Origin of the sequence: Kitasatospora sp. NPDC059408 (genome assembly GCF_042751525.1) — a bacterium.
Taxonomy (GTDB): Bacteria; Actinomycetota; Actinomycetes; order Streptomycetales; family Streptomycetaceae; genus Kitasatospora.
Genome location: NZ_JBHYWI010000025.1, coordinates 1 through 21,923, shown reverse-complemented (window position 1 = coordinate 21,923; position 21,923 = coordinate 1). Strand labels below are relative to the sequence as shown.

The following is a 21,923-nucleotide window of genomic DNA, read 5'->3' as shown; positions in this document are numbered from 1 at the left end:
CGGGTGTCCGGAAGTGAACGGAAGCGGTCGATTATTGCCCACCGCTTCGGGTCAACAACCCGCTGCTCCGGGACGGTTACACCACGAGCCCCCCGCGGGGCCGTCGGCGTGCCAACCGGTGGGCCGGCCGACCGACTCACCGAAAAGGGGAAGCGCGTGCCGACCACCCCCGGGCCGGGCGAGGAGCACGACGTGCGGACGGACCCGCTCGACGGCCTTCCGGCCGACTTCGAGGCCTTCTTCACCCGCGAGAACCCCGGCTACCTCCGGTACGCGCAGCAGCGGCTGCGCCACCGCGAGGACGCGCAGGACGCCGTCCAGAACGCCGGTGCCGTGCTCTACCAGAACTGGCGCAGGGCCCTGGCCAGCGCCGATCCGCGGGCCTTCGCGTTCAAGGTCCTCAAGGACGCGATCGTGGACGTCCTGCGCGAGCGCCACCGCGCCGAGCGCAAGCGGCTCCGGGTGATCGCCCAGCGGCGCCCGGACACCAGCCAGGACGAGCTGGAGGAACTCGCCGAACTCGACGCCCTGGACTGGGCGATGGACGAACTCGCGCGCAGCGCCCCGGTCCAGGCCGACGTCGTCCGGCTGCGGCAGGCGGGCCTCTCCTACCCGGACATCGGCCGCGCGCTCGGCATCGCGCACACCACCGCCCGCACCTACTACAGCCTCGGGCGGCGGCACCTGGAGTACCTGCTGGAGCACGCCAGCGGCGGCGAGTCGGGCGAGGGGCGGGCGGCGGAATGAACCTCGGCGACCTGCTGCGGGCGGACTCCGCCGGGCTGGAGAGGGAGTTCCGCGACCACGACCCGGCGGACTTCACCCGGCGCCTCGCCGACCGGCTCGCGGCCGACGGCCCCGAGGGCGGGCGCCCGGCCGCCGAGCGGCCGGGCACGGGCCGGGACCGCACCGTCCGCCCGGCCGCCGGCCGCCGCACCGGCGCGGCCCGCCGGGACGGCGCGGGGCGCGCGGAACTCCGGCGCGACCTGCGGCACCTGTGCTGGGGCGTGGCGGGCACGGTCGAGCCGTGCGAACTCGCGCTGGACCTGGAGCTCGCCGAGAAGGCGGCCTTCCGGACCCTCGGCTGCCTGCTGTACGGCATGGACCGCACCGCCGACGCCGTCTTCTGGTGGCGGATCGCCGCGCAGTACGGCGACCAACTCGCCGTCCACTGCCTGGCGGTGCACTACGCGGCCGAGGGCGAGGACGGCGACGCGGCCCGCTGGGCCGTCCAGGCGCAGGACCTCAGCGCCCCGGGCCGGCTGCCCGCCCTCGCCCCCGACGTGCGGCCGGACGGGGCCGCGGAGCTGGTGCGGCTGCTGGCGGAACGTTTCGACGGCGAGATCGTGCTGACGCTCCGGGAGATACCGGCCGCGGTGAGCCCCCGGGCGGACGACGGCCGGCTGGGCGTGCGGGCGGTGCGGGGGAGGGGGCCGGCGCGGATCCGCTGACGACGACGGCCCCCGCCCGCACGTGACGTGGGGGCGGGGGCCGATCGCCGTGGGCAGCCGGTGGCTAGCCCTTCTTGGAGATGAAGTCGAACAGACCGGCCGCCACGTCGTCCAGGTACGGACCGGCCTGGTACTTCAGCGCGTCGTTGCCGACCGACACGTTGCTGACCAGGGCCGGCTTGCCGTCCTTGGTCGACAGCCAGCCGCCGCCGCTCGAACCGCCGGTCATCGAGCAGCCGATCGCCAGCATCGGCGGGCGCGACGGGTCGAAGGACATCCGGGACGGCTTGCCGCCCGGGCAGTGGTTCAGCTCCAGCCCGTCGAACGGGGGAGCGGCCGGGTAGCCGTAGTTGGTGATGTTGAGCTGGTCGCGCGGGGCGTTGAACCAGACCGGCACCGCGCCGCCGACCGTCTCCTCCAGCGACTTGCCCGTGTCGTTCTCCGGCTTCACCCGCAGGATCGCGAAGTCGTACTGGGCGGCCGGGCCGACCTCGCCGCCCTCGGCCTCCCAGACCGGGGAGGTCACGTGGTTGACGGCGCCCCACTCGCCGTACGGCGCGTACTGCGAGACGTCGGTCGGACGCTTGCCGCCGCTGACGGCGCCGCCCGCGTTGAAGTCCGGGATGAAGACGATGTTCTCGTTGAACGTCGAGCCCTTGCCCTGGTGGGCGCAGTGCCCGGCGGTCCACACCAGGTTGCTCTTGCCCGGGTGCGCCGGGTCGGCGACCACGGTGCCCGAACACACGTAGTGCTGGCCGAGCTTGCCCGGGTCGAGGGTCGCGGCGCCGGGCTTGTCGAAGAAGATCTTCCCGAACACGGCCAGGTTCTTGGCGTACGGGTGGGCGTCCGCCTGGGCCTCGACGCTCTGCGGCGGGGCGTCGTTGCCGCCGTCGGCGGGCGGCTGGGTGCTCGCGCCGGTGGGCTGCGCGGTCGGCTGCGGGGCCTGGGTGGGCTGGCCGGTGGGCGTGGTCGCCGGCGGCTTCAGCTGGTCGACCGGCTTGGCGGCGAGGAGCTTCTCGACGGTCCAGTAGCCCTTGGCGACGGCCGGGGCCGCGTAGTCCTTGGCCCACTTCTCCCAGTCGGCGGTCTTCCACTTCTTGAGGTCGTCGAGGTTGGCCGGCAGCCCGAGCCCGGGCGCCTTGCCGCTCGCGGCGGCGGTGGCCGCGGCGCTCGTGGCGGCCGCGGTCGCGGCCGTGGTGGCCGCCGCGTCACTGGAGCTGTTGTCCGGCCCGCAGGCGGAGGTGGCGAGGAGCGTCAGCGTCAGCGTGGACGCCGCGAGGGCGGCGCGCGCGGTGCGCTGGGTACGACGTATCGATGACATGGACGTTCGTGTCCCCCGTGGATGTCGGCCCGGCGTCGTAACGGCAGCGCCGGGTATTGCGCAGAGGAGTATGTCATCAACCGTCAGACCCGCGCACATTCGGTCGAAGTGGTGGATACGGGCCACCGCGCGGCTCTTGGGGGAGCGGCGTCGTTCGGGAACGGCGGGTCTGCCCGGCTCGCGCGGGGTCTGCGGGCTCGCGCGGGGTCTGCCCGGCTCGCGCGGGTTCACGCGAGGCCGGTGAGGGCGTCGCCGAGGTAGGTGGTGCCGAGCACGGCCAGGACCGTCGTCGTGATCGCGGTGTGGTGGGCGGACATCCAGGCCTTCCACTCGCCCAGGGTGCGCGCGGAGCCGTCGCCGCCCAGGAGGTGTACCGCGAGCGGCAGCAGCGTGCACAGCGAGGCGATGAGCACCAACAACGTGCCGGCCACCGCCTTGCCCGCGCCGCTCGTCGGGCTCGCGGCGACGGAGGCGGCGCCGCCGACGGCCAGGACGACGTCCTTCGGGCTCGCGGCGGCGAGGGCCGCCCCGAGACGGGCCGATCGACCCGCGGTGAAGCGGCGCACCGAGCGCATCCAGCCCGGCGGCGCGGTGACGTGGCCCTCGCGCGGCCGGTCCCGCCACTGCCCGAGCGCCAGCAGCACGAGCAGCGTGCCCAGCGCGAGCTTGAGCCAGGACGACCAGGTGGGCTCGCCTCCGGGGGCCGGCCTGCTGCCGGCCGTCACGGCGACCGCCACGACGACCGCCACGATCGCGCCCAGGGCGGCCGCCCGGCCCGCCGTCAGGGCGAGCGCGTTGGCGCGACCGCGCGGAGCGGCCAGCATGAGGATCGCCGCGATCAGCGGACGCGGGCCGATCGCGATGCCCGCGGCCGACGCCAGCATCGCACCGACTGCCTCACCCATCCCCGCTCCCGCTCTGGACGACGGGGTCCTCCTCCGTCCATGGTCCGCCCCGGGCCGCCGTGGGCACAACGTCGGCACGACGCCGGCGAGACGCCGGCGCGACGTCTTGCGCGGGTACGCGCGGGCGGCTTCGGACACGGCCGAGGGCCGTGGCACACGCGGTGCCACGGCCCTCGGGCGGGGAAGTGCGGGGATCAGTCGTTGCCGGACTCGATGGCCGCCTGATCGAGCGCGGTGGCCTCGGCCGCGACCGCCCCGGCGTCCTGGCTGGCCGCCGCGATCGGCGCCGCGCCGCCCGGGGCGAGCTCGCCGATCAGGCCGCTCCAGGGGGCGAGCTGACCGTGCGTGGCGTACTGCTCCAGCTTGCTGCGCGAGTCGGCGATGTCGAGGTTGCGCATGGTCAGCTGGCCGATGCGGTCGTCCGGGACGAACGCGGCGTCCACGCTGCGCTCCATCGACAGCTTCTCGGGGTGGTAGCTGAAGTTCGGGCCCTGGGTGTCGAGCACCGAGTAGTCCTGGCCGCGGCGCAGGCGCAGGGTCACGCTGCCGGTGACGGCCTGGCCGACCCACTTCTGCAGGCTGTCGCGCAGCATGAGCGCCTGCGGGTCGAACCAGCGGCCCTCGTACAGCAGCCGGCCGAGGCGGCGGCCCTGGGTGTGGTAGGTGGCGAGGGTGTCCTCGTTGTGGATGGCGTTGAGCAGCCGCTCGTAGGCGGTGTGCAGCAGGGCCATGCCGGGCGCCTCGTAGATGCCGCGGCTCTTGGCCTCGATGATGCGGTTCTCGATCTGGTCGGACATGCCGAGACCGTGCCGGCCGCCGATGCGGTTGGCCTCGTGCACCAGCTCGACGTCGTCGGCGAACACCCGCCCGTTGATCCGCACCGGGCGGCCGAACTCGAACTCGACGGTGACGTCCTCGGCCGGGATGTCGACGGACTGGTCCCAGAACGGCACGCCCATGATCGGGGCGACGATCTCGATCGAGGCGTCCAGGTACTCCAGGCGCTTGGCCTCGTGGGTGGCGCCCCAGATGTTGGCGTCGGTGGAGTAGGCCTTCTCGGCGGAGTCGCGGTAGGGCAGGTCGCGCTCGGCGAGCCACTCGGACATCTCCTTGCGGCCGCCCAGCTCGGAGACGAACCGCTGGTCCAGCCACGGCTTGTAGATCCGCAGGCTGGGGTTGGCGAGCAGGCCGTAGCGGTAGAACCGCTCGATGTCGTTGCCCTTGTAGGTGGAGCCGTCGCCCCAGATCGAGACCTCGTCCTCCTGCATGGCGCGGACCAGCAGGGTGCCCGTCACGGCGCGGCCGAGCGGGGTGGTGTTGAAGTACGTCTGCCCGGCGGAGCGGATGTGGAAGGCGCCGCACGCGAGCGCGGCCAGGCCCTCCTCGACCAGCGCGGCCCGGCAGTCCACGAGGCGGGCCTGCTCGGCGCCGTAGGCGCGGCCGCGCGCGGGCACGTCGGAGAGGTTCGGCTCGTCGTACTGGCCGATGTCCGCCGTGTACGCGTAGGGGACGGCGCCGTGCTCGCGCATCCACGCGACCGCGACGGAGGTGTCCAACCCACCGGAGAATGCGATGCCGATCCGTTCACCGACCGGCAGCTTGCTCAAGACCTTCGACATGCGTGCACCCCTGGACCCGCGGCGCGCGGGCCTTCGAACTAGCGACGTGTGGGACGTTTCGGCACTGGTGTCCGACACCGTCACCCTGGCATAGGTTTGCAGAGTAGCGCAAGACAATACGAAAGTGGCGGCCGGGTCCGCCCGGCGGACCGGTGCCGTCGGGCGGGGTCGCGGCGGTGGTCGGTGCCGTCGGGCGGGGCCGCGGTGGTGGTCGCCGGGGTCAGGACTTGCGGCCGACGCCCGCGTACATCCAGCGGGTGGTGTTCGCGGTGGAGCCGTCCGGGCGCCAGAGCGGGACGAAGTCGACGCCGGGCTCCAGCAGCTCCCAGCCGTCGAAGAAGGCCTCGACCTCGGCCCGGCCGCGCCCGTTGATCCGGGACGTCGCGTTCTGCCAGGTCTTGCCGACCTCCTCGGCCCGCTGCGGGTTGCCCTCGGCGGTGCTGTGCGACACCAGCAGGTAGCTGCCCGGGGCGACTCTCTCGCGCACGGCCCGGACGGCGGACGCGGCCTGGGCGTCGTCGACGAAGTGCAGGACGGCGAGCATGAGCACGGCGACGGGCTGCGACAGGTCGATCAGGGAGCGCAGTTCGGAGCGGTCCAGCAGTTCCTCGATGTCCCGGAGGTCGCCGGTCAGGACGGTGGTGCTGCGGTTGTCCGCGAGCAGGGCCCGGCCGTGGGCGAGGACGATGGGGTCGTTGTCGATGTACACGACGCGCGCGTCCGGGGCGAGTTCCTGGGCGACCTCGTGGACGTTGCCGCGGGCGGGCAGGCCGGAGCCGATGTCGATGAACTGCCGGACGCCGGCCTCGACGCAGAGCCGCACGGCGCGGCGCAGGAAGGCGCGGTTCTCGCGGGCCGCCTGCGGGATGTCGGGCGCGGCGGCGATGGCGTGCTCGGCCGCGGCCCGGTCCGAGGGGAAGTTGTCCTTGCCGCCGAGCCAGTAGTCGTAGATCCGCGCCGGGTGCGGGCGGTCCGTCCGGAGATCGGTCGGGACGTCCGTCCCACTGGTGCCGTCGGTGTTGAACATCCGGTCCCCTCCACTGTGCTGAGCGGCTGTCATCCGGCGGGGCGGTGCAGCCAATCGAACGTCCGCGCATGATAGCGGCCGAGCTGCGGCGGGAGGTGAACCGCGGGTGCCCGTCGACTACCCGGCGGCCGCGCGGTGGAGGCGCCTGGGGGCGGCTCCGGCGGGTGCCCGGACGGCGCGCCTGCGCAGCCAGGGCCGGCGGGAGGCCAGCACGCCGAGGGCGAGGGCGATGAGGTGGCCCGCGTCGGCGAGTTCCTGGTCCACGGCCCAGGCCGCGGCGAGGGCGACGGCGAGCGCCGGAAGGCCGTACCGGCGCAGGGGTTTGGGGCCGAGGGCGAGCAGACAGGAGCCGGTGGCGACGAGGCCGTAGCTGATCCCGACGTCACGGGCGCGGGAGAGCGCGCCCGGGATGCCGGTGGTGATCATGACCCACATCGCGCCCTCGGTGAGCAGCGTGGCGCCGAGGTGCCCGAAGGCGAAGACCGCGCCCGCCCGGAGCGCGCCCCACCGCCACTCGGCGAGTCCGAGCACGGCGGCGACGGCGGCGATCCCGGCCCAGGCGGGGACGCCGTCGACCACGAGGCCGCTGGTGAAGAGGGTCCACCACTTGCCGACTTCCATGTGGTGGACGTTGCTGCTGTTGTGCCGGACGAAGCGGGCCCGGCCGGCATGGCTCTGGCTCGCGAGCCAGGCGGCGGTCGCGGTCAGCAGCAGGACGTAGACGGTGGTCAGGCGCAGCCGCGCCAGCACGCGCAGCACCTTGTCGCCGAGGTCTTCCATCGTGCCTTCCGCCTTCGTCGTCCGACCGAAGCCCCGTGTCGGGCCCCTGCCGGTGTCCGGCAGTACGTTGGCAGCCTATCGGCGTGCGGAGGGTGCTCCGTCCCGTGCGGGCGGGCTCAGGTCGCGAGGCCGGGGAGCACCTCGGCGTGCGGGAGGCGGGCCAGGACGGGGCCCGGCAGGATCAGCTTGCCCCGGCGTCGGCCGCTGCCGATGAGCACGTGCGGGGCCTTGGCCACGGCCGCGTCGATCAGCAGGGGCCAGTGGGCGGGCAGTCCGACGGGGGTGATGCCGCCGTACTCCATGCCCGTCTCGGCGACGGCGGTGTCCATCGGCGCGAACGACGCCTTGCGCGCCCCCAAGTGCCTCCGCACCACCTGGTTGACGTCGAGCCGGGTGGTCGCGAGGACGACGGCGGCGGCCAGCGTGACCTCACCGCCGCGCTTGGCGGCGACCACCACGCAGTTCGCCGAGTATTCGAGCGGTGTCCCGTAGGTCTCGCAGAAGACGGCGGTGTCCGCCTTGTCGGGGTCGGTGTCCACGTACAGCACCGAGCGCGCCGCCTCCTGGCCGTCTTCGTGGGCGTCCCAGTTCTTCAGCGAGTCCGCGACAGGCGCGGCGAGTTCGTCGTGGACGTCCAGCGCGGCGCGGACGACGGGGAACCTGCCGAAGGGCGGGACGATCTGCTCGCTCATGGCCCGACCCTACCGAACCGCCGTCCGCGGGAGCGCGATCGGCTTCCGGGGACGGCAGTCCGGCAGGTCGTGCCAGTTCCAGGGGTTCGCAGGGGTGATTCGCAGGGGTGATTCGCGGGGGTGAATCGCGCGGTGGTGATCAGGTGTCGGTGCGCTGGGCGACGCAGAGGATGTTGCCCTCGCTGTCCTTGAACCAGGCGGCGCGCATGTCGTCGCGCTCGGCGACGCCGTCGACGGTCTTCAGGCCGGGGAAGTCGTACTCCTCGAACGTGATGCCGCGCTCGCGCAGAGCGGCCATCTCGCCGTCGAGGTCGCCGACCTTGAAGCTGGCGAGCGTGTGGGCGGACTGGCCGCCGCTGGGGGTGTGGTAGATCGTGAACTCGGTGCCGCCACAATCGCACGTGAGTTGCTCCTCGTCCTCCCTGGTGAGCTTGAGGCCGAGCACGTCCGTGTAGAAGGCCTTGGCGCGGCCGAGGTCGCTGGCGGGGATGACTGCCTGCAGCGGTCCGTCTCCAAGCATGGTGGTTCGCCTCCTCCTGATTACCAGGCTAGGGAGGTGCGGGCGTGGCCGCGCGGCGGGCGGAACGCTGCTGCGGAGCGCCGCTGCGGGGTGTGCGTGGGGTGTGCGTGAGGTGTGCGCGGGGTGTCGCCGGGACGTCGCGCAGCGTGGGCGCGCACGCGCTCCGGCGACGCTTCACGCTGCCGGTGGCCACTTCGCCGGCACCCGTTCCAGGACACCCGCGCCGAAGACCTCGTACAGCGGCAGCGTCTCCAGGTGGACGTAGCCGATGTGGCAGTCACAGACCGGCAACGGGCAGGTGCGGGAGCGGAGTCGGGCGCGGTAGCTGCCGTCATAGAGGTTCCCGAGGACGTCCCGGACGAAATGGCATCGGCGTACCGTGCCGTCGCCGTCCACCGAGAGCACGGACTCGCCCGTGCGGCAGGGGAGCCCGGCGCTCGGGTGCGCGTGCCGGCTGTAGCCGAAGTGCGGGTCGAGGGCGGCCCATTGCGCGGCCTCGGCGTCGGTGTACGTGCGGCCCTCGGCGGCGTTGATCCAGAGGTAGACGTGCGGGGCGAGCGCGGCGCGCAGGCGCTGCGCCTCGGCGAGGTGCTCGGGTTGGCCGACCACGCCGACGCTGTAGCGCGCGCCCAGTGCGTCCAGCTCGCGGCACTTGGCGAGGAAGCGGTCGTGGGTGACCTGGCCGGGGTGGTAGGTGACCCACAGGGCGAGGCTGTCGAGGTCGGCCTCGGCGAGCCAGTCGGTGCGGCAGCTGAGGTTGGTCTGGATCGCGACGCGGCGGACGTGCGGGAGCCGGCTCAGCTCGGCCAGCGCGCGGCGGTACCACGACCGCACGAGGCCCTCGCCCCACGGGGTGAACAGCAGCGACAGCGTGTCGCCGGTGCCCGCCCGCCCGGCGGCCCAGGCGGTGAAGCGCTCCAGCGCGGCGCGGTCGGCGCGCAGCTGCTCGGGCGTGTCGCGCCGCTTGGCGAACGGGCAGTACGGGCAGTCGTAGTCGCAGGAGGCGAGCGGGCCGCGGTAGAGGAGGGTGAGGTCCCGCGGGGCGCCGGTGGTGGCGGCGTTCGCCGAGTCGCCCGCAGAGTCGTCGGCGGGAGGTTCGGTGGCAGGCGGGGACGGCATGCCGAGGAACGTCATTTCGCCTCGTAGCCCGCCATCAGCGCCCGGACCCCGGGCGAGAACAGCATCGGCCCGGCGGCGTCCGAGTGCGCCAGCCCCTCCGGCGTGAGCACCAGGCGCGCATCGTCCCCGGCCAGCCAGCCGCGCTCGGCGAACTCGGCCAGCTCGGCGGGGAAGTCCTCGGCGGGCGTGCCGCCGAACCGGGCCCGGTAGTCGGCCAGCGGCATGCCCTGAGCCTGGAGCAGCGACTGGACGAGGTGGCGGCGGCGTGGCTCGTCGCCGGTCATGGCGTGTCCGACCTCGGCCCGGTGGAAGTCCGCCGTGGCGACGTAGTCGTCGATGATGCCGCGCACCTCGGTCGCGTTGACCGCGTAGTCGAAGGAGTAGTGCAGCCGCGACGTGTACGAGCGCGCCCCGCAGCCCAGGCCGACCATGCCGTCCGTCTGGCACGCGTACTCGCTCACGCCCGCCTGCGGGGACGCGGCGCGGCGGAACATCCGCATCGACACCTGCTCGTAGCCGTGCGCGAGGAGGTGGTCCCGACCGGTGCGGTAGAGCGCGAGCCGGCGGGCGTCCCAGGAGGAGAGGCTCTCCTGCTCGCCGCGCCGGGCCAGTCCGGTGAGCGGGCGGACGTACAGCGGGTAGAGGTACAGCTCCTCGGGCTGCCAGGCGAGCGCGGCGTCCAGCGAGTGCAGCCAACTGGCCTCGGTCTGGCCGTCGATGCCGTAGATGAGGTCGATGTTGAGCACCGGGAAACCGGCCGCGCGGATCCGGCCGAGGGCCGCCTCGACCTCGGCGCGCTTCTGCGGGCGGACCGCCGAGCGGGCCTCGGCGTCGACGAAGGACTGCACGCCCAGGCTCAGCCGGGTGGTGCCCCGGGCGGCCAGGACCTCCAGCCGGTCGGCCGTCGCGGTGGCGGGGGAGGCCTCCACGGACAGGGGTATCGCCCGCAGGTCGGCGCCCATGTGCCGCTCGGCGATGTCGCACAGCCGCTCCAGCTCGCCCGCCGTCAGGTACGTGGGCGTGCCGCCGCCGAACGCGGCCACCGCGAACCGGGCGTCGGCGTCCAGTGCCCCGCGGACGGCGTCGGCCTGGCGCTCCAGCGCGTCCAGGTACGCGGTGGTCAGGCCCTCCGGGCTGCCGATCCGGGTGAACAGGTTGCAGAAGCCGCAGCGCACCTCGCAGAACGGGATGTGCAGGTAGAGCGAGAGCGCGTGCTGCGCCTCGCCCGCCCACAGCTCGGCCAGCGCCGGGCGCTCGGGCAGCGGACGGTACGCCGTCTTGTGCGGGTAGGCGTAGACGTACGACTGGTAGGGCGATTCGGTGCGTGGGGGTGCCGTCGTCATGCCGCGGGCTCCTCGGTGGTGCTCGTGCGGGGGACCGCGGTGTGGTGGGGGATCGTGGAGTCGCGGGGGACCGCGGAGCGGCGCGGGATCGTGAAGTGGGCGTACGGGACCGTCCAGACCACCTCGTGGCCGATCCGGTGGCCGGTGTAGCCGTCCTCGCCGTACGCGGTGCCGTGGTCGGAGCAGACGATCGCGAAGCACGGGCGGCGGGCGCTCATCGCCGCGAGCAGGCGGCCGATGTGGGCGTCCACGTACTCCAGCGCGGCGGCGTGGCTGGCGCGCGAGTCGCCGTGCTCGCGGGTGGCGCCGGGCAGGTGGAACCAGTTCGGCTGGTGCAGCGCGGAGACGTTCAGGAACAGGAACAGCGGCTGTCCGGCGGGCTGTTCGGCGACGACCTGCTCGGCCCGGGCGACCTGCGCCTCGAACGACGTCGGCGAGGGCACGCCCATCTCCGGAGTCCAGTGACTCTCCTGGAACAGGCCGGGGAGCACCGAGCCGAGCGGGCCCTGCTTGTTGAAGAAGCCGACACCGCCGATGCACACCGTCCGGTAGCCGGCCGCGCCGAGCGCGGTCGGCAGGTCGGGGGCGTCGAAGACCCAGGTGCGCGGGGCGGTGCTCTCCGAGCCGGCGAAGCGGGCCGCGAACAGGCGCGGGTGCGGGCCGCCGGGCGCGGCCGGGGTGGGCAGGAAGCCGGCCAGGATCGCCTGGTGGGAGGCGTACGTGAAGCTGCCGGGCGCGTGGCGGCGCTCCCAGCGGCCGCCGGGCAGGTGCGCGGCGAGGTGCGGGATGCGGCCGGCGGCGGCGAGCTCCTCGGCGACGTCGAAGCGGAGGGTGTCGAGCGTGACGAGCAGGAGGTCGTGGGTGCCCACGACGGCGTTCATGTCGGGGTCCGGGTGTGCGTGCGTGCCGGGCGTCTGGTGATTCATCGTTCTGTCGTTCCGGGGTGGGCGGCGGTCGGGGTGGCGGTCAGGGCGGCCAGTTGGGCGCCGTAGGTGTCGAGGCCCTCGGCGGGGCCGCCGGGCAGGCCGGTGAGGTTCGGCAGGAGGTCGCCGAAGGCGTTGACCTCGCCGACCACGGCGCGTCGCCAGCCCGTGACGGGCAGGACGTCGACGCCGACCATCGGCGAGCGGGGGAAGCAGGCGGCGGCGCGCTCGGCCGTCTCCAGGAGGGCCGGCCAGGCGGGCCCGGCGGCCTCGCGGGCGAGGTCGAGGCTGCCCCGGGCGCCGCCGAGGTGCAGGTTGGTCATCGGCTGGGCGCTGGTGCGCACCACGGCGTGGGTGGCCCGGCCGGCGACCACGACGACCCGCAGGTCCGCCGAGCGGCCGGACTGCGCCGCCTTCGGGACCCACTGTTCGACGTGCAGCCCGTCCGGTGCGAGCCGGTCGACGATCGCGGCCACCTCGGCCTCGCCGCGGTAGCGCCGCACCCGCAGCGAGTTGTGCAGCTCGCCGCCGGCCGGCTCGACGGACGTGGTGGCCTGCACCTGGCCGCGCGGACCGAACTCCAGCGCCACCACCCCCGAGGCGGAGGAGCCGTGCGCGGGCTTGACGAAGACCCGGTGCAGGCCGGCCCCGCGCACGCGCTCGCGCAGCTCGCCCCAGCCCGTCAGGCCGGTGGTGTCGAGCGCGCGGGGCACCGGCACCCCGGCGGTGGCCAGCGCCGCGTGCGCCCGGCGTTTGTCGAACATGACGGCGATCTCCTCGGGATCGCCGAGCAGCCGCACGCCGGGTCGGGCCGCCAGGGCGCGCAGCGCGGACATCACGCCCGCGTACCAGGCGGCCGTGCCCTCCACGCGGGTGGGCGCGTAGGACGGGCCGAGTGCCGGGCCGCGCAGCAGTTCGTCCACCGCCGGCTCCTCGCCGGGCGATTCGATCCGCAGCAGAGCGCCCTCGGGCAGCCGGTACCCGCCGCGCAGCACGTCCAGCCAGGGCAGGACGGCGGGCTCGGGCAGGCCGGCGGCCCGGGCCGCGGCGGCGAACAGTGTTACCCGCCGGTGGCCCGGATTGCCGAGGACGGTCAGCCGCGTCGTCATCGTGCCGTCACCCGCCCGCTACTCGGCCACCGCGACGTAGCGCTCGTCGGGGTCCTCGTCGGCGTCCTCGGCATCGCCGAGGTCGATCTCGACGCTGGGGAGGGCCTGGCGCAGGCGCTGCTGCATCTCGTCGGTGAGGTAGTGGTGGTGCAGGTCGAGGGCGCGCAGGTGGGTGAGCGGCTGGCCCTCCAGCAGGGCCGCGGCGCCCTCGTCGGTGAGCACGCCCATCGACAGGTCGAGCGATTCGAGCCGGGCCACGACGGGTGCGTGCGCGACGGCCGCGGCGATCTCGTCCTGGAACTCGCTGTTGGCCAGGCCGAGGTGGCGCAGCGCCGGCAGCCGCGTGCCGTCGAGGAAGGGCGCGAGGTCGTCGAGGGTCGCGTCGCCGCCGTACTCGTCCACGCCGAGCCAGAGCACCAGGCGCTCCAGCGCGGGCAGTTCGCAGGCGGCCACGGCGCGGACGACCTCGGCGGGCAGGCCGCCGGCCTCGAAGCGCAGGGACCGGAGCCGGTCGTGGCGCACCGGCTTGAACGCCAGGCCGGTGCCGCCGCGCACGGTGAACTCGCCGAGGGCGGGGAACGCCGTCAGCAGCGGGGTGACGTCGCACATCTCCAGCCAGGAGATCTCGCACTCGTCGAACGTGACGTCGCCGAGGAAGAGCGCCTCCAGGGCGGGCAGGCGTTCGGCGGCGTCGGCGAGGAGGCCGACGGCCTCCTTGACGGGTTCGTAGTCCCGCTGCCACCAGGAACCGATCACCAGTGCCCGGACGGCCGCCGGGTCGACGGTGTCGAGGAACGTCTCCCAGAGGGCGGCGAAGTCGTGCGGGGCGTCGTACTCCAGGGAGAGCCGCCACGCGACGGCGCCGGCGGCGGGCCGCTTCGCGGCGCCGGGCTCGAAGTCGTGGATCGGCAGCTCGTGGAAGCGCCCGGGGTGGTGGTCGACGGTCATGTCCGCTCCTGGCGGGGTCGGGTGGTGGAGGGTGGTGGTGACGGCTGCTCGGCCGGGGCTATTCGGCCACGGCGACGTAGCGCCGGCGGCCGCCCGGGTCGCCGCCGCCGGACAGGTCGATCTCGACGTCGGGGAGGGCCTGGCGCAGGCGCTGCTGCATCTCGTCGGTGAGGTAGTGGTGGTGCAGGTCGAGGACGCGGAGGTGGGTGAGCGGCTGGCCCTCCAGCAGCGCGCCCGCGCCCTGGTCGGAGAGGCCGCCCATCGACAGGTTGAGCGATGCGAGCCGGGCCACGACCGGCGCGTGGGCCACGGCGGCGGCGATGTCGTCCTGGAACTCGCTGTTCTGCAGGCCGAGGTGGCGCAGCGCGGGGAAGCGCGAGCCGTCGAGGAAGGGAGCGAGGTCGTCGAGTGTGGCGTCGCCGCCGTAGTTCTCGACGCCGAGCCACAGCTCCAGCCGCTCCAGCGCGGGCAGTTCGCAGGCGGCGACGGCGCGGACGACCTCGACGGGCAGGCCGCCCGCCTCGAAGCGCAGCGCCGTGAGCGCCTCGTGGCGCACCGGCTCCAGTTCGAGGTCCGTGCCGCCGCGCACCACCAGCTCGGTGAGCCGGGGGAAGGCCGTCAGCAGCGGGGTGACGTCGCACATCTCCAGCCAGGAGATCTCGCTCTCCTCGTAGGTGATGTCCCCGACGAACAGCGCGCGCAGGGCGGGCAGCCGGTGGGCCGAGCCGGTGATCGCGGCCAGCGCGTCGTCGCTGAACGGCTCGGGGCCTTCGGTGAACCACTGGCCGATCACGACGGCCGTGACCCGGGCGGTGTCGACGGTGTCGAGGAACCGCTGCCACCGCTCGCCGAAGGTGCCCTCGGAGTCGTAGTCCAGACCGACCTTCCACGCCACCGCGGTGGCCTGCGGCAGCGTTCCGGCGGCCGCCTCCTCCCGCTCGACCGCCTCGGCGAAGTCGAAGACGGGGAGGCCGTGGAACTCCTCGATGTGGTCGTTGACGGTCATGGCGCTGCTCCTCGGGTGTCGGGCCGAACACGTGTCTACCAGTCGGGTCCGACAATCCGCCGCAGCGGGGGCACCCGTGAGCGCGCGGGCCCCGGCCGCCGGGGGCCGGAACCGTCCGGTCAGGATGCCGCGATCGCTGTTCGTCGGGGGGCGAAGCACCGGTTCCGCTGCGCCGGAAATGGCCTCTCGCGTGGGCGATTTCACGTTTCGACGAGTTCCGTCCGAATTCTCCCGTGAGGTTCCGATGCGCATCCAGCACCGCAGATTCCGCGTCGATGTCAGACCCTTGCCCTATGTTCCGGTTGTGGCTCCGGAGAGTGACGGTGGAGCCTCGGATTCCGGCGTTCGCCGGTGTCCGTCGTGCAGTGGGGGAGGAGAGCCGATGTACCGCCAGGGTGACGTGCTGATCGTGCCGGTCGGGGAGGCCGCCGTGCCGGCGCGGGTGGCCGGGCTGGCCGTGCAGCCGCGGGACGCCCGCGGCCGGATGGTGCTCGCCCTCGGCGAGGTCACCGGCCACGCGCACGCCGTCGTCGGGCCGGGGGCGCTGCGCCGCGAGGCCGGGCCGTTCGGTGCCGGCTGGCTGCACCTGCCCGAGGGCGGGCGGGTCGTGCACGAGGAGCACGCGGCGATCCCGCTGCCCAAGGGCTGGTACCGGGTGGTGCGCCAGCGCGAGTACGCGCCGGGCGCGGTGCGGGTGGTCGCCGACTGACCGCACGGCGGTCGGCCGGTGGACGGAAGGACGGTACGGACGCAGACGGCCGGGCGGGGAGCCCGGCCGGGATCGGAGCACGTGATGGAGAACAGCGCGACCCACCTGGTTGTCGGGCCCGCCGAGGCGACGGCCCGTTGGCGCGCGGCGGCGGCCGCCACCGGCCCGGACGACCGCGCGGCGGCCGAGCGCGCCGTCCGCGCCGCCTACCGCGCGGCCGGGCTGCCAGAGCCCGCCGGCGTCCGCTGGTACGGTTCGCCGCTCGCCGCCGCCGAGGCGGCGCTGGAGCTGCGGGAGGCCGGCGCGGTGAGCGTCCGCGAGGCCGTCCGCACCCGGGCCTGGGAGGAGGCCCGGAGGCGTGCTGTCGAGCGGGTCGGTGCGGCCGGCTGGGCGGCGCACTGGGCGCTCACCGGCGGCGAACTCGGCCCGGTCACCACCCCGCTCGCCGACCGCGTGCGCAACGCCGTCCTCGACCGGCTCGCCCCCGAGACCGATCCCGGCGCGCCGTCCGACGACGAACGGACGGCCCGTGCCCGGCGCACCACCGTCCGCCTCGCGCTGCTCGACGCCGTCCGCGGACCGCACGACGCGCCCTGGTTCGCCGCCTTCGAGGCCGCCGGGGCGCTCGACGGCGCCGTCGCCCCGCTGGCCGAGGCCGCCCGCACGGCCGGCTGGTGGTGGCCCTACGGGGACGTCGTGCTGATCAGCGAGCGGCCCGTCGAGCTCCACCGCGACGAGGCCGGCCGCCTCGACCGCGCCGACGGCCCGGCCCTCGCCCACCCCGACGGCTTCGCCCTGTACGCCTGGCGCGGCATGCCCGTCCCCGCCGAGTTCCTGGCCGGCCTCGCCGACATCACCGTCGAGCGGATCCGCACCGAGGAGAACGCCGAACTGCGCCGGGTCCTGCTGGAGCACTACGGCTACGACCGCTACCTCGCCGACGCCGGCGCCGAGCCGCTCCACCGCGACGAGACCGGCGTCCTGTGGCGGATCGTCATGCCCGGCGACGAGCCCGTCGTCATGGTCGAGGTCGTCAACTCCACGGCCGAGCCGGACGGCACCTTCCGCACCTACTGGCTGCGGGTGCCGCCCAGTACCCGCACCGCCCGGGCCGGGGTCGCGTGGACGTTCGGCATACCCGAGTCCGAGTACCACCCGCAGCGCGAGACCTGAGCCGCCCCGCCACCCCGCCGGACCAGCCCTTCTGGGCCGCTCGTCTGGCCGCCGCCGGCGCGGCCCCGCGACCGGTCCCGTACGCCGACCTGACGGCGGAGCGCCTGGCGGCGGCCGTTCGCCTGGCCGTCGACGACCGGACACACCGCACGCGTGCGGAGGCGGCGGCCCGGCGCATGGCGGGCGAGCAGGGCGCGGCCCGCGTGGCCGAGGCGGTGGCGGCCCTCGTGGACGGGAGGCGATGAGCAGAGGCGCGGAGCGATCCGGCGATCCGGCAAACCGGGGGGCGGGGGGCAGCCGCCGGGCTGCCGGCTCAGGTCAGGGCACGCGGGCGATGAGCACCGGCTGGAAGAAGCCGGTCTCCTCCGGCGGGGCCCAGGTCGGGTCGATGAAGCCCGCCTCGGCGGCGAAGGCGGTCAACTGGGACTGGGTGAGCGCCCAGTAGGTGGAGCGGTGTACTTCGGTGCGCCACTCGCCGGTGGCGTCCGGGGCCATCCGGAAGAGTTCGAGGTCGTAGCGCTCGCCGTCCTCGTGCCAGTGCCAGAGCTGGAAGATGACGGACCGGTGGCCGTCGCGTTCGGTGGTCTGGGGCGGGGTGGAGGTCGGGCGCCCGCGGCGCAGGTCGTCGTAGGGACGGGTGGTGAGGAGGAGCAGGCCGCCGCTGCGGAGGGTGCGGCGCATGTCGGTGAGGGCGGCGCGGACGTCGTCGGCGGTGAGGAGGTGCGGGAGCGCGTTGTCGGCGCACACGACGACGTCGAACGTGGCGTCGGGGAACGGGAGCCGGCGCATGTCGGCAGCGGCGGCGGGCAGCCGGAGACCGCGGCCGGCGGCCTCACGGGTGGCGCGTGCGGCGGCGGCCGGGCTGAGGTCGGTCCCGGTGACGTGATGGCCGAGGGCGGCGAGCCCGATCGCCTGGGTCCCGATGCCGCAGGCACAGTCGAGCACGGTGGCCGGGCGGTCGCCGAGCCGGTCGCGGACGAGGCCGTCCAGGGCGGCGCCCTGCCGGGCGACGGAGGCCTCCCAGTCCGGGTAGAGGAGGTGGTAGCCCGCCGCGAACTCGTCGTAGAACCGGCCGGTGGGGGATCGGCTCATCGACATGCGGGCTCCTCGGGCGGAGGCAGGCTCGAGTACCGGGCGCTGTTGGCGTTGAGGTGGGCGAGGTAGTACGTCCTGCCGTCGTGCTCCAGCTCCATCGGCGGCGGTTCCGGGACGGTGGCCAACGCTGCCGTGTAGTGGCCGTCGAGTCGGACCTCCAGGCGCGGGACGTTGTGGTGGGTCGCGAACTCCTCGGCCCGCTCGGCGGTCCACAGGCCACGGGGCTCGCCGGGGCCCTGTCGGGTCAGCGCGCGCAGCAGGGCGGGGCTGAAGACCTCCTGGGACCGGAAGTTCTCCAGGTGGCGCATGTCGGTGACGAGCGTGACGTACCGCCGGCTGTTGGCCCGGTGCCGCCCGGCGACCACGACCTGGCCGCCGCCGAGGTCCCAGCGCGGCGGGGCGATCCACAGCTTGGCACCGGGCGCGAAGTGCTTCAGGCCGCGCTGGAGGTCCAGCCCGCCCCTGCCGTGGGTGGTTTGCCCGGCCACGTTGGCCACCACGCAGTGGCCGTACGGAGGTTCTTCGGGCTGCTGGTTCGACATGGGATCATCCTCTCCCGGTCGAGGGGCGGAGGACAGCGGTTTTGGACACGATCGAGTTGCCGGAGGGGTCCTGGTGGGACTGGGACGTGTTCTCCTGGCGGCCTGGGCAGTTGCGGCTGGCGGCCGGGTACGACCTGGGCTACCACCACGGGCTGGAGCTGGTGTTCGACGATCCCCTCTACGTCGCGTGCCCGGCGGACTTCCACGATCCGGTGTTCCGCGCACCGACGCCGGAGGAACTGCGGCTGGTCGAGCGGAGCTGCGGTGAGGTGCCGGCGGTCGTGGTCGCGTTCGAGGCGGACGCCGGCGGGGCGCAGGACGTGTCCGGGCTGATCGCGGCGGGCGGGTTGCGGATCGTGCCGGGGTTCGTGAGCAGGATCAGCGCGGCGGCGGGGGCCTGACGGCACGACCGGCTGGCCGGGCGGCGGCGTGCGGGCGAGGATACGGGCATGCGCACCTTCGAGGATCTGATCGCTGAGGCCGCAGCGGTGTCCGTGGACGGCTGGGACTTCTCCTGGCTCGACGGGCGGGCCACCGAGGAGCGGCCGTCCTGGGGTTACCAGCGCTTGCTGGGCGAGCGGCTGGCGCGGGTCGACGCAGCGCTCGACGTCCAGACGGGCGGCGGTGAGGTGCTGGCCGGGGCGGGGAACTTCCCGGCGGTGATGGTGGCCACCGAGTCGTGGCCGCCGAACGTGGCGCGGGCGACGAAGCTGCTGCACCCGCTCGGCGCTGTCGTCGTGTCCGACCCGGACGAGCCGCCGCTGCCGTTCGCGGACGGGGCGTTCGACCTGGTCAGCAGCCGGCACCCGGTGAGGGTGCACTGGGCGGAGATCGCCCGGGTGCTGCGGCCCGGCGGCACCTACCTCGCGCAGCACGTCGGGCCGGCCTCCGGCTTCGAGCTGGTCGAGTACTTCATAGGCCCGCAGCCCGAGGCGCGCAGGAGCCGCCGCCCCGAGGACGAGAGCGCCGCCGCGCGGGCCGCCGGGCTGGAGGTCGTGGACCTGCGCTCGGAGCGGCTGCGGATGGAGTTCTTCGACGTCGGCGCGGTGGTGTATTTCCTTCGCAAGGTGATCTGGATGGTCCCGGGCTTCACCGTCGAGGCGTACCACGAGCGCCTGCGCGAACTGGACGCGCTGATCCGCACGGACGGACCGTTCGTCGCGCACTCGGCCCGCTTCCTCATCGAGGCCCGGAAGGCCTGAGCCCGCAAGGCCCGAACCCGCAGGGCCTGAGCCCGGAAGGCCCGAGCCCGCAAGGCCCGAGCCCGAGTGACCCCGAGCCCGGCGCCCCCGGTCCGTCGCGGGACCGGGGCCGCCGGGCGCCGGCGTCACGAGAGGCCGACGAGATCCAGGTACGAGTCGCTCCACAGGTCCTCGTCGCCGTCCGGGAGGAGGAGGACGCGGTCCGGGCGGAGGGCCTCGATGGCGCCCGGGTCGTGGGTGACCATCACGATCGCGCCCGGGTACGTGCCGACGGCGCCCAGGACCTCGGCCCGCGAGGCCGGGTCGAGGTTGTTGGTGGGCTCGTCGAGGAGGAGCACGTTGGCGCCGGAGTGGACGAGTCCGGCCAGCGCGAGCCGGGTCTTCTCGCCGCCGGACAGGACGCCGGCGGGCTTGTCGGCGTCGTCACCGCTGAACAGGAACGCGCCGAGCACGCGCCGCAGTTCGCCGTCGGTGAGGGCGGGGGCGGCCAGGGCGAGGTTGTCCCGGACGGTGAGCGCCGGGTCGAGGGTGTCGTGTTCCTGGGCGAAGTAGCCGAGCCGCAGGCCGGGGCCGGGCACGACGCGGCCCGAGTCCGGGGTCACGTGGCCGGCCAGGATCCGCAGCAGGGTCGTCTTGCCGGCGCCGTTGAGGCCGAGGATGACCAGCCGGGAGCCGCGGTCGACGGCGAGGTCCAGTCCGCCGAGGACGGGCCGGCCGCCGTAGGCCTTGGCGAGGCTGACCGCGCCGAGCGGCATGCGGCCGCACGGTTCGGGCTCGGGCAGCCGGATCCGGGCGACGCGCTCGGCCTGGCGGACGGGCTCCAGGTCGGCGAGCATCCGGTCGGCGCGGCGGGCCATGTTGCGGGCGGCGGTCGCGGTGGCGACGTTGGCCCGCATCTTGTCGGCCTGGGCGTTGAGCGAGGCGGCCTTGCGCTCGGCGTTGGCCCGCTCGCGGGCGCGCCGGCGCTCGTCGGCCTCGCGCTGGGTGAGGTAGGCCCGCCAGCCGGTGTTGTGGACGTCGATGGTGGCGCGCTGCGGGTCGACGTGGAAGACCCGGTTGACGGTGTCGGCGACCAGGCCGATGTCGTGGCTGATCAGCACGAGTCCGCCGGGGTGGCCGGCCAGGAAGCCGCGCAGCCAGGTGACGGAGTCGGCGTCCAGGTGGTTGGTGGGCTCGTCGAGCAGCAGGGTGCCGTGGTCGGCGAACAGGATCCGGGCCAGTTCGACCCGGCGCCGCTGGCCGCCGGACAGCGCGCCGACCGGGCCGGACATGACGCGGGTGGGCAGCCCGAGCCCGGCCGCGACCCGGGCGGCCTCGGCCTCGGCCGCGTAGCCGCCGCGCGACTGGAACGCGGCCTCGGCCCGCACGTAGGCGTCCATCGCCCGCCGCTCGGCGGCCGGTCCTTCGGCCAGCGTCATCGCCTCCTCGGCGGTGCGCAGGGCGCGGACGGCGGCGTCGAGGCCGCGGGCGGACAGGATGCGGTCGGTGACGGTGACGGCGGGGTCGGCGGCGCGGGAGTCCTGCGGGAGGTAGCCGACCGCACCGGTGCGGGTGACGGTGCCGGCGGCGGGGGCCAGCTCGCCGGCGAGCGTGGCGAGCAGGGTCGTCTTGCCGGCGCCGTTGCGGCCGACCAGGCCGATCCGGTCGCCGGGGGCGATGTGCAGGCTGACGTCGGACAGGAGGAGACGGGCGCCGACGCGCACGTCGACACCACGGGTGGTGATCATGGGATAACGCTCCGAAACAGCGAACGGACACACGGGTGGCGTGGAGGCGGGTCCGTCAGCTAGGAAATTCGGGGCGTGGACATGGGGCCGAGGGTACCCGGGCGGGCGGGGGCCCGCATCCGGATTAACGGCGGCGGGCCGGATCGGGCTCACGGCGGATGCGATTTCGGCCACCGCGACGCGTGAATGGCGCACAAGGCCTCCTTGTCCCGTGCGCGCCCGCATCGCTTCCATGACGGCATGAGCCGACGAGAATTCGTTCTTCTGACCGACCACGGCTCGACCGAGGGCACCCGGGACGCGATGGCCACCGCCGTCCGGAGGCTGACCGGCCGGGAACCCGTCCTGGTGGACGCGCGGCACTTCATGACGGACGACGCCGACGGGCTCGGCGGCACCGGCCGCATCGAGGCCGGCGGCAACGGCCTCGTACGGCTGGAGGCGGACGGGCGCGCCGTGATCACGGACACGGTGGTCGTCTACGAGATCCCGCCGCACCGGCGCCCCGCGTTCGCGCACTGCCAGCGGCTGCTGCGCGTCCACGGCGTCCGTTCGCTCGGCACCGACGCAGCGGCCTGGCGCGCGGCCACCGAGAAGGACGTCACGGTGGCCTGCTTCGCCCGCGACGGCGTGCCGCACATGCCGACGATCGCGCTGTCCCGGCCTGGCCCAGACGTCGCCGCACGGCACTACGCGGCCCTCGGGGCGGACT

General features: G+C 74.5%; 22 protein-coding genes and 1 pseudogene. 7 read left to right on the top strand and 16 right to left on the bottom strand.

The annotated features are described in order from the left end of the window. Window positions 1-156: 156 nt before the first annotated feature. Together ACFXDE_RS18470 and ACFXDE_RS18465 are read left to right on the top strand one after the other, a co-directional pair. Window positions 157-747, top strand: a complete 591-nt coding sequence (locus tag ACFXDE_RS18470; protein ID WP_380439737.1) for an RNA polymerase sigma factor — start codon at window positions 157-159, stop codon at window positions 745-747. Further along, complete coding sequence (locus ACFXDE_RS18465; protein ID WP_380495479.1) at window positions 744-1,451, top strand: hypothetical protein; 708 nt, start codon at window positions 744-746, stop codon at window positions 1,449-1,451. The genes ACFXDE_RS18470 and ACFXDE_RS18465 overlap by 4 nt, the downstream gene beginning before the upstream one ends. 64 nt (window positions 1,452-1,515) lie before the next feature. Here the strand turns inward: ACFXDE_RS18465 and ACFXDE_RS18460 are convergent, their stop codons facing one another. From ACFXDE_RS18460 to ACFXDE_RS18400, 13 genes are all read right to left on the bottom strand, one after another. Next, window positions 1,516-2,772, bottom strand: a complete 1,257-nt coding sequence (locus ACFXDE_RS18460; protein ID WP_380495477.1) for a hypothetical protein — start codon at window positions 2,770-2,772, stop codon at window positions 1,516-1,518. 227 nt (window positions 2,773-2,999) lie between these two features. Further along, window positions 3,000-3,677, bottom strand: a complete 678-nt coding sequence (locus ACFXDE_RS18455) for a GAP family protein (RefSeq protein ID WP_380495475.1) — start codon at window positions 3,675-3,677, stop codon at window positions 3,000-3,002. Between the two features lie 194 nt (window positions 3,678-3,871). Further along, window positions 3,872-5,296, bottom strand: coding sequence for an argininosuccinate synthase (gene argG / locus ACFXDE_RS18450; protein ID WP_380447485.1), 1,425 nt, complete (start codon window positions 5,294-5,296; stop codon window positions 3,872-3,874). Window positions 5,297-5,516: 220 nt separating this feature from the next. Beyond that, window positions 5,517-6,323, bottom strand: a complete 807-nt coding sequence (locus ACFXDE_RS18445) for an SAM-dependent methyltransferase (RefSeq protein ID WP_380495473.1) — start codon at window positions 6,321-6,323, stop codon at window positions 5,517-5,519. 117 nt (window positions 6,324-6,440) lie between these two features. Then, window positions 6,441-7,103 (bottom strand): rhomboid-like protein, encoded by a 663-nt coding sequence (locus ACFXDE_RS18440; protein WP_380495471.1) that lies wholly within the window; start codon window positions 7,101-7,103, stop codon window positions 6,441-6,443. Between the two features lie 116 nt (window positions 7,104-7,219). After that, window positions 7,220-7,795 carry a YbaK/EbsC family protein gene (locus ACFXDE_RS18435; RefSeq protein WP_380495469.1) on the bottom strand — a complete coding sequence of 192 codons (576 nt, stop codon included), beginning with the start codon at window positions 7,793-7,795 and terminating at the stop codon, window positions 7,220-7,222. Window positions 7,796-7,934: 139 nt separating this feature from the next. Continuing rightward, a complete protein-coding gene (locus ACFXDE_RS18430) occupies window positions 7,935-8,315 on the bottom strand; it encodes a VOC family protein (protein ID WP_380495467.1) in 381 nt (126 codons plus the stop codon). A 174-nt stretch (window positions 8,316-8,489) separates the two neighbouring features. Next, on the bottom strand, window positions 8,490-9,434 hold the full coding sequence (locus ACFXDE_RS18425; protein WP_380495465.1) for an STM4011 family radical SAM protein: 945 nt from the start codon (window positions 9,432-9,434) through the stop codon (window positions 8,490-8,492). Window positions 9,435-9,445: 11 nt separating this feature from the next. Continuing rightward, the gene (locus tag ACFXDE_RS18420; protein WP_380495463.1) at window positions 9,446-10,777 is read right to left on the bottom strand and encodes an STM4012 family radical SAM protein; all 1,332 of its coding nucleotides are present in this window, start codon (window positions 10,775-10,777) and stop codon (window positions 9,446-9,448) included. After that, window positions 10,774-11,658 (bottom strand): STM4013/SEN3800 family hydrolase, encoded by an 885-nt coding sequence (locus tag ACFXDE_RS18415; RefSeq protein WP_380495635.1) that lies wholly within the window; start codon window positions 11,656-11,658, stop codon window positions 10,774-10,776. The genes ACFXDE_RS18420 and ACFXDE_RS18415 overlap by 4 nt, the downstream gene beginning before the upstream one ends. 41 nt (window positions 11,659-11,699) lie before the next feature. Then, window positions 11,700-12,809, bottom strand: coding sequence for an STM4014 family protein (locus tag ACFXDE_RS18410; RefSeq protein ID WP_380495461.1), 1,110 nt, complete (start codon window positions 12,807-12,809; stop codon window positions 11,700-11,702). An 18-nt stretch (window positions 12,810-12,827) separates the two neighbouring features. After that, window positions 12,828-13,757, bottom strand: a complete 930-nt coding sequence (locus ACFXDE_RS18405; RefSeq protein ID WP_380495459.1) for an STM4015 family protein — start codon at window positions 13,755-13,757, stop codon at window positions 12,828-12,830. A 58-nt stretch (window positions 13,758-13,815) separates the two neighbouring features. Beyond that, window positions 13,816-14,763, bottom strand: coding sequence for an STM4015 family protein (locus ACFXDE_RS18400; protein WP_380495457.1), 948 nt, complete (start codon window positions 14,761-14,763; stop codon window positions 13,816-13,818). Between the two features lie 382 nt (window positions 14,764-15,145). Between ACFXDE_RS18400 and ACFXDE_RS18395 the strand changes: the two genes are divergently transcribed. Both ACFXDE_RS18395 and ACFXDE_RS18390 read left to right on the top strand, forming a co-directional pair. Then, window positions 15,146-15,472 (top strand): hypothetical protein, encoded by a 327-nt coding sequence (locus tag ACFXDE_RS18395; protein WP_380447466.1) that lies wholly within the window; start codon window positions 15,146-15,148, stop codon window positions 15,470-15,472. 84 nt (window positions 15,473-15,556) lie between these two features. Then, window positions 15,557-16,645, top strand: coding sequence for a DUF6745 domain-containing protein (locus ACFXDE_RS18390; RefSeq protein ID WP_380495455.1), 1,089 nt, complete (start codon window positions 15,557-15,559; stop codon window positions 16,643-16,645). 318 nt (window positions 16,646-16,963) lie between these two features. Here the strand turns inward: ACFXDE_RS18390 and ACFXDE_RS18385 are convergent, their stop codons facing one another. Continuing rightward, a complete protein-coding gene (locus tag ACFXDE_RS18385) occupies window positions 16,964-17,737 on the bottom strand; it encodes a class I SAM-dependent methyltransferase (RefSeq protein ID WP_380495632.1) in 774 nt (257 codons plus the stop codon). Further along, the gene (locus ACFXDE_RS18380; protein ID WP_380495453.1) at window positions 17,734-18,282 is read right to left on the bottom strand and encodes a hypothetical protein; all 549 of its coding nucleotides are present in this window, start codon (window positions 18,280-18,282) and stop codon (window positions 17,734-17,736) included. Before ACFXDE_RS18380 ends, ACFXDE_RS18385 begins: the two co-directional genes overlap by 4 nt. 41 nt (window positions 18,283-18,323) lie before the next feature. Here ACFXDE_RS18380 and ACFXDE_RS18375 point away from each other — a divergent pair, with 41 nt between their 5' ends. Both ACFXDE_RS18375 and ACFXDE_RS18370 read left to right on the top strand, forming a co-directional pair. Further along, window positions 18,324-18,683 (top strand): hypothetical protein, encoded by a 360-nt coding sequence (locus ACFXDE_RS18375; RefSeq protein ID WP_380495451.1) that lies wholly within the window; start codon window positions 18,324-18,326, stop codon window positions 18,681-18,683. Window positions 18,684-18,731: 48 nt separating this feature from the next. Further along, on the top strand, window positions 18,732-19,484 hold the full coding sequence (locus ACFXDE_RS18370) for a class I SAM-dependent methyltransferase (RefSeq protein WP_380495448.1): 753 nt from the start codon (window positions 18,732-18,734) through the stop codon (window positions 19,482-19,484). A gap of 125 nt (window positions 19,485-19,609) precedes the next feature. Here the strand turns inward: ACFXDE_RS18370 and ACFXDE_RS18365 are convergent, their stop codons facing one another. Further along, window positions 19,610-21,211 carry an ABC-F family ATP-binding cassette domain-containing protein gene (locus tag ACFXDE_RS18365; protein WP_380445771.1) on the bottom strand — a complete coding sequence of 534 codons (1,602 nt, stop codon included), beginning with the start codon at window positions 21,209-21,211 and terminating at the stop codon, window positions 19,610-19,612. Window positions 21,212-21,451: 240 nt separating this feature from the next. Here ACFXDE_RS18365 and ACFXDE_RS18360 point away from each other — a divergent pair. Then, a pseudogene (locus tag ACFXDE_RS18360) lies at window positions 21,452-21,923 on the top strand (alpha-L-glutamate ligase); the annotation flags it as partial.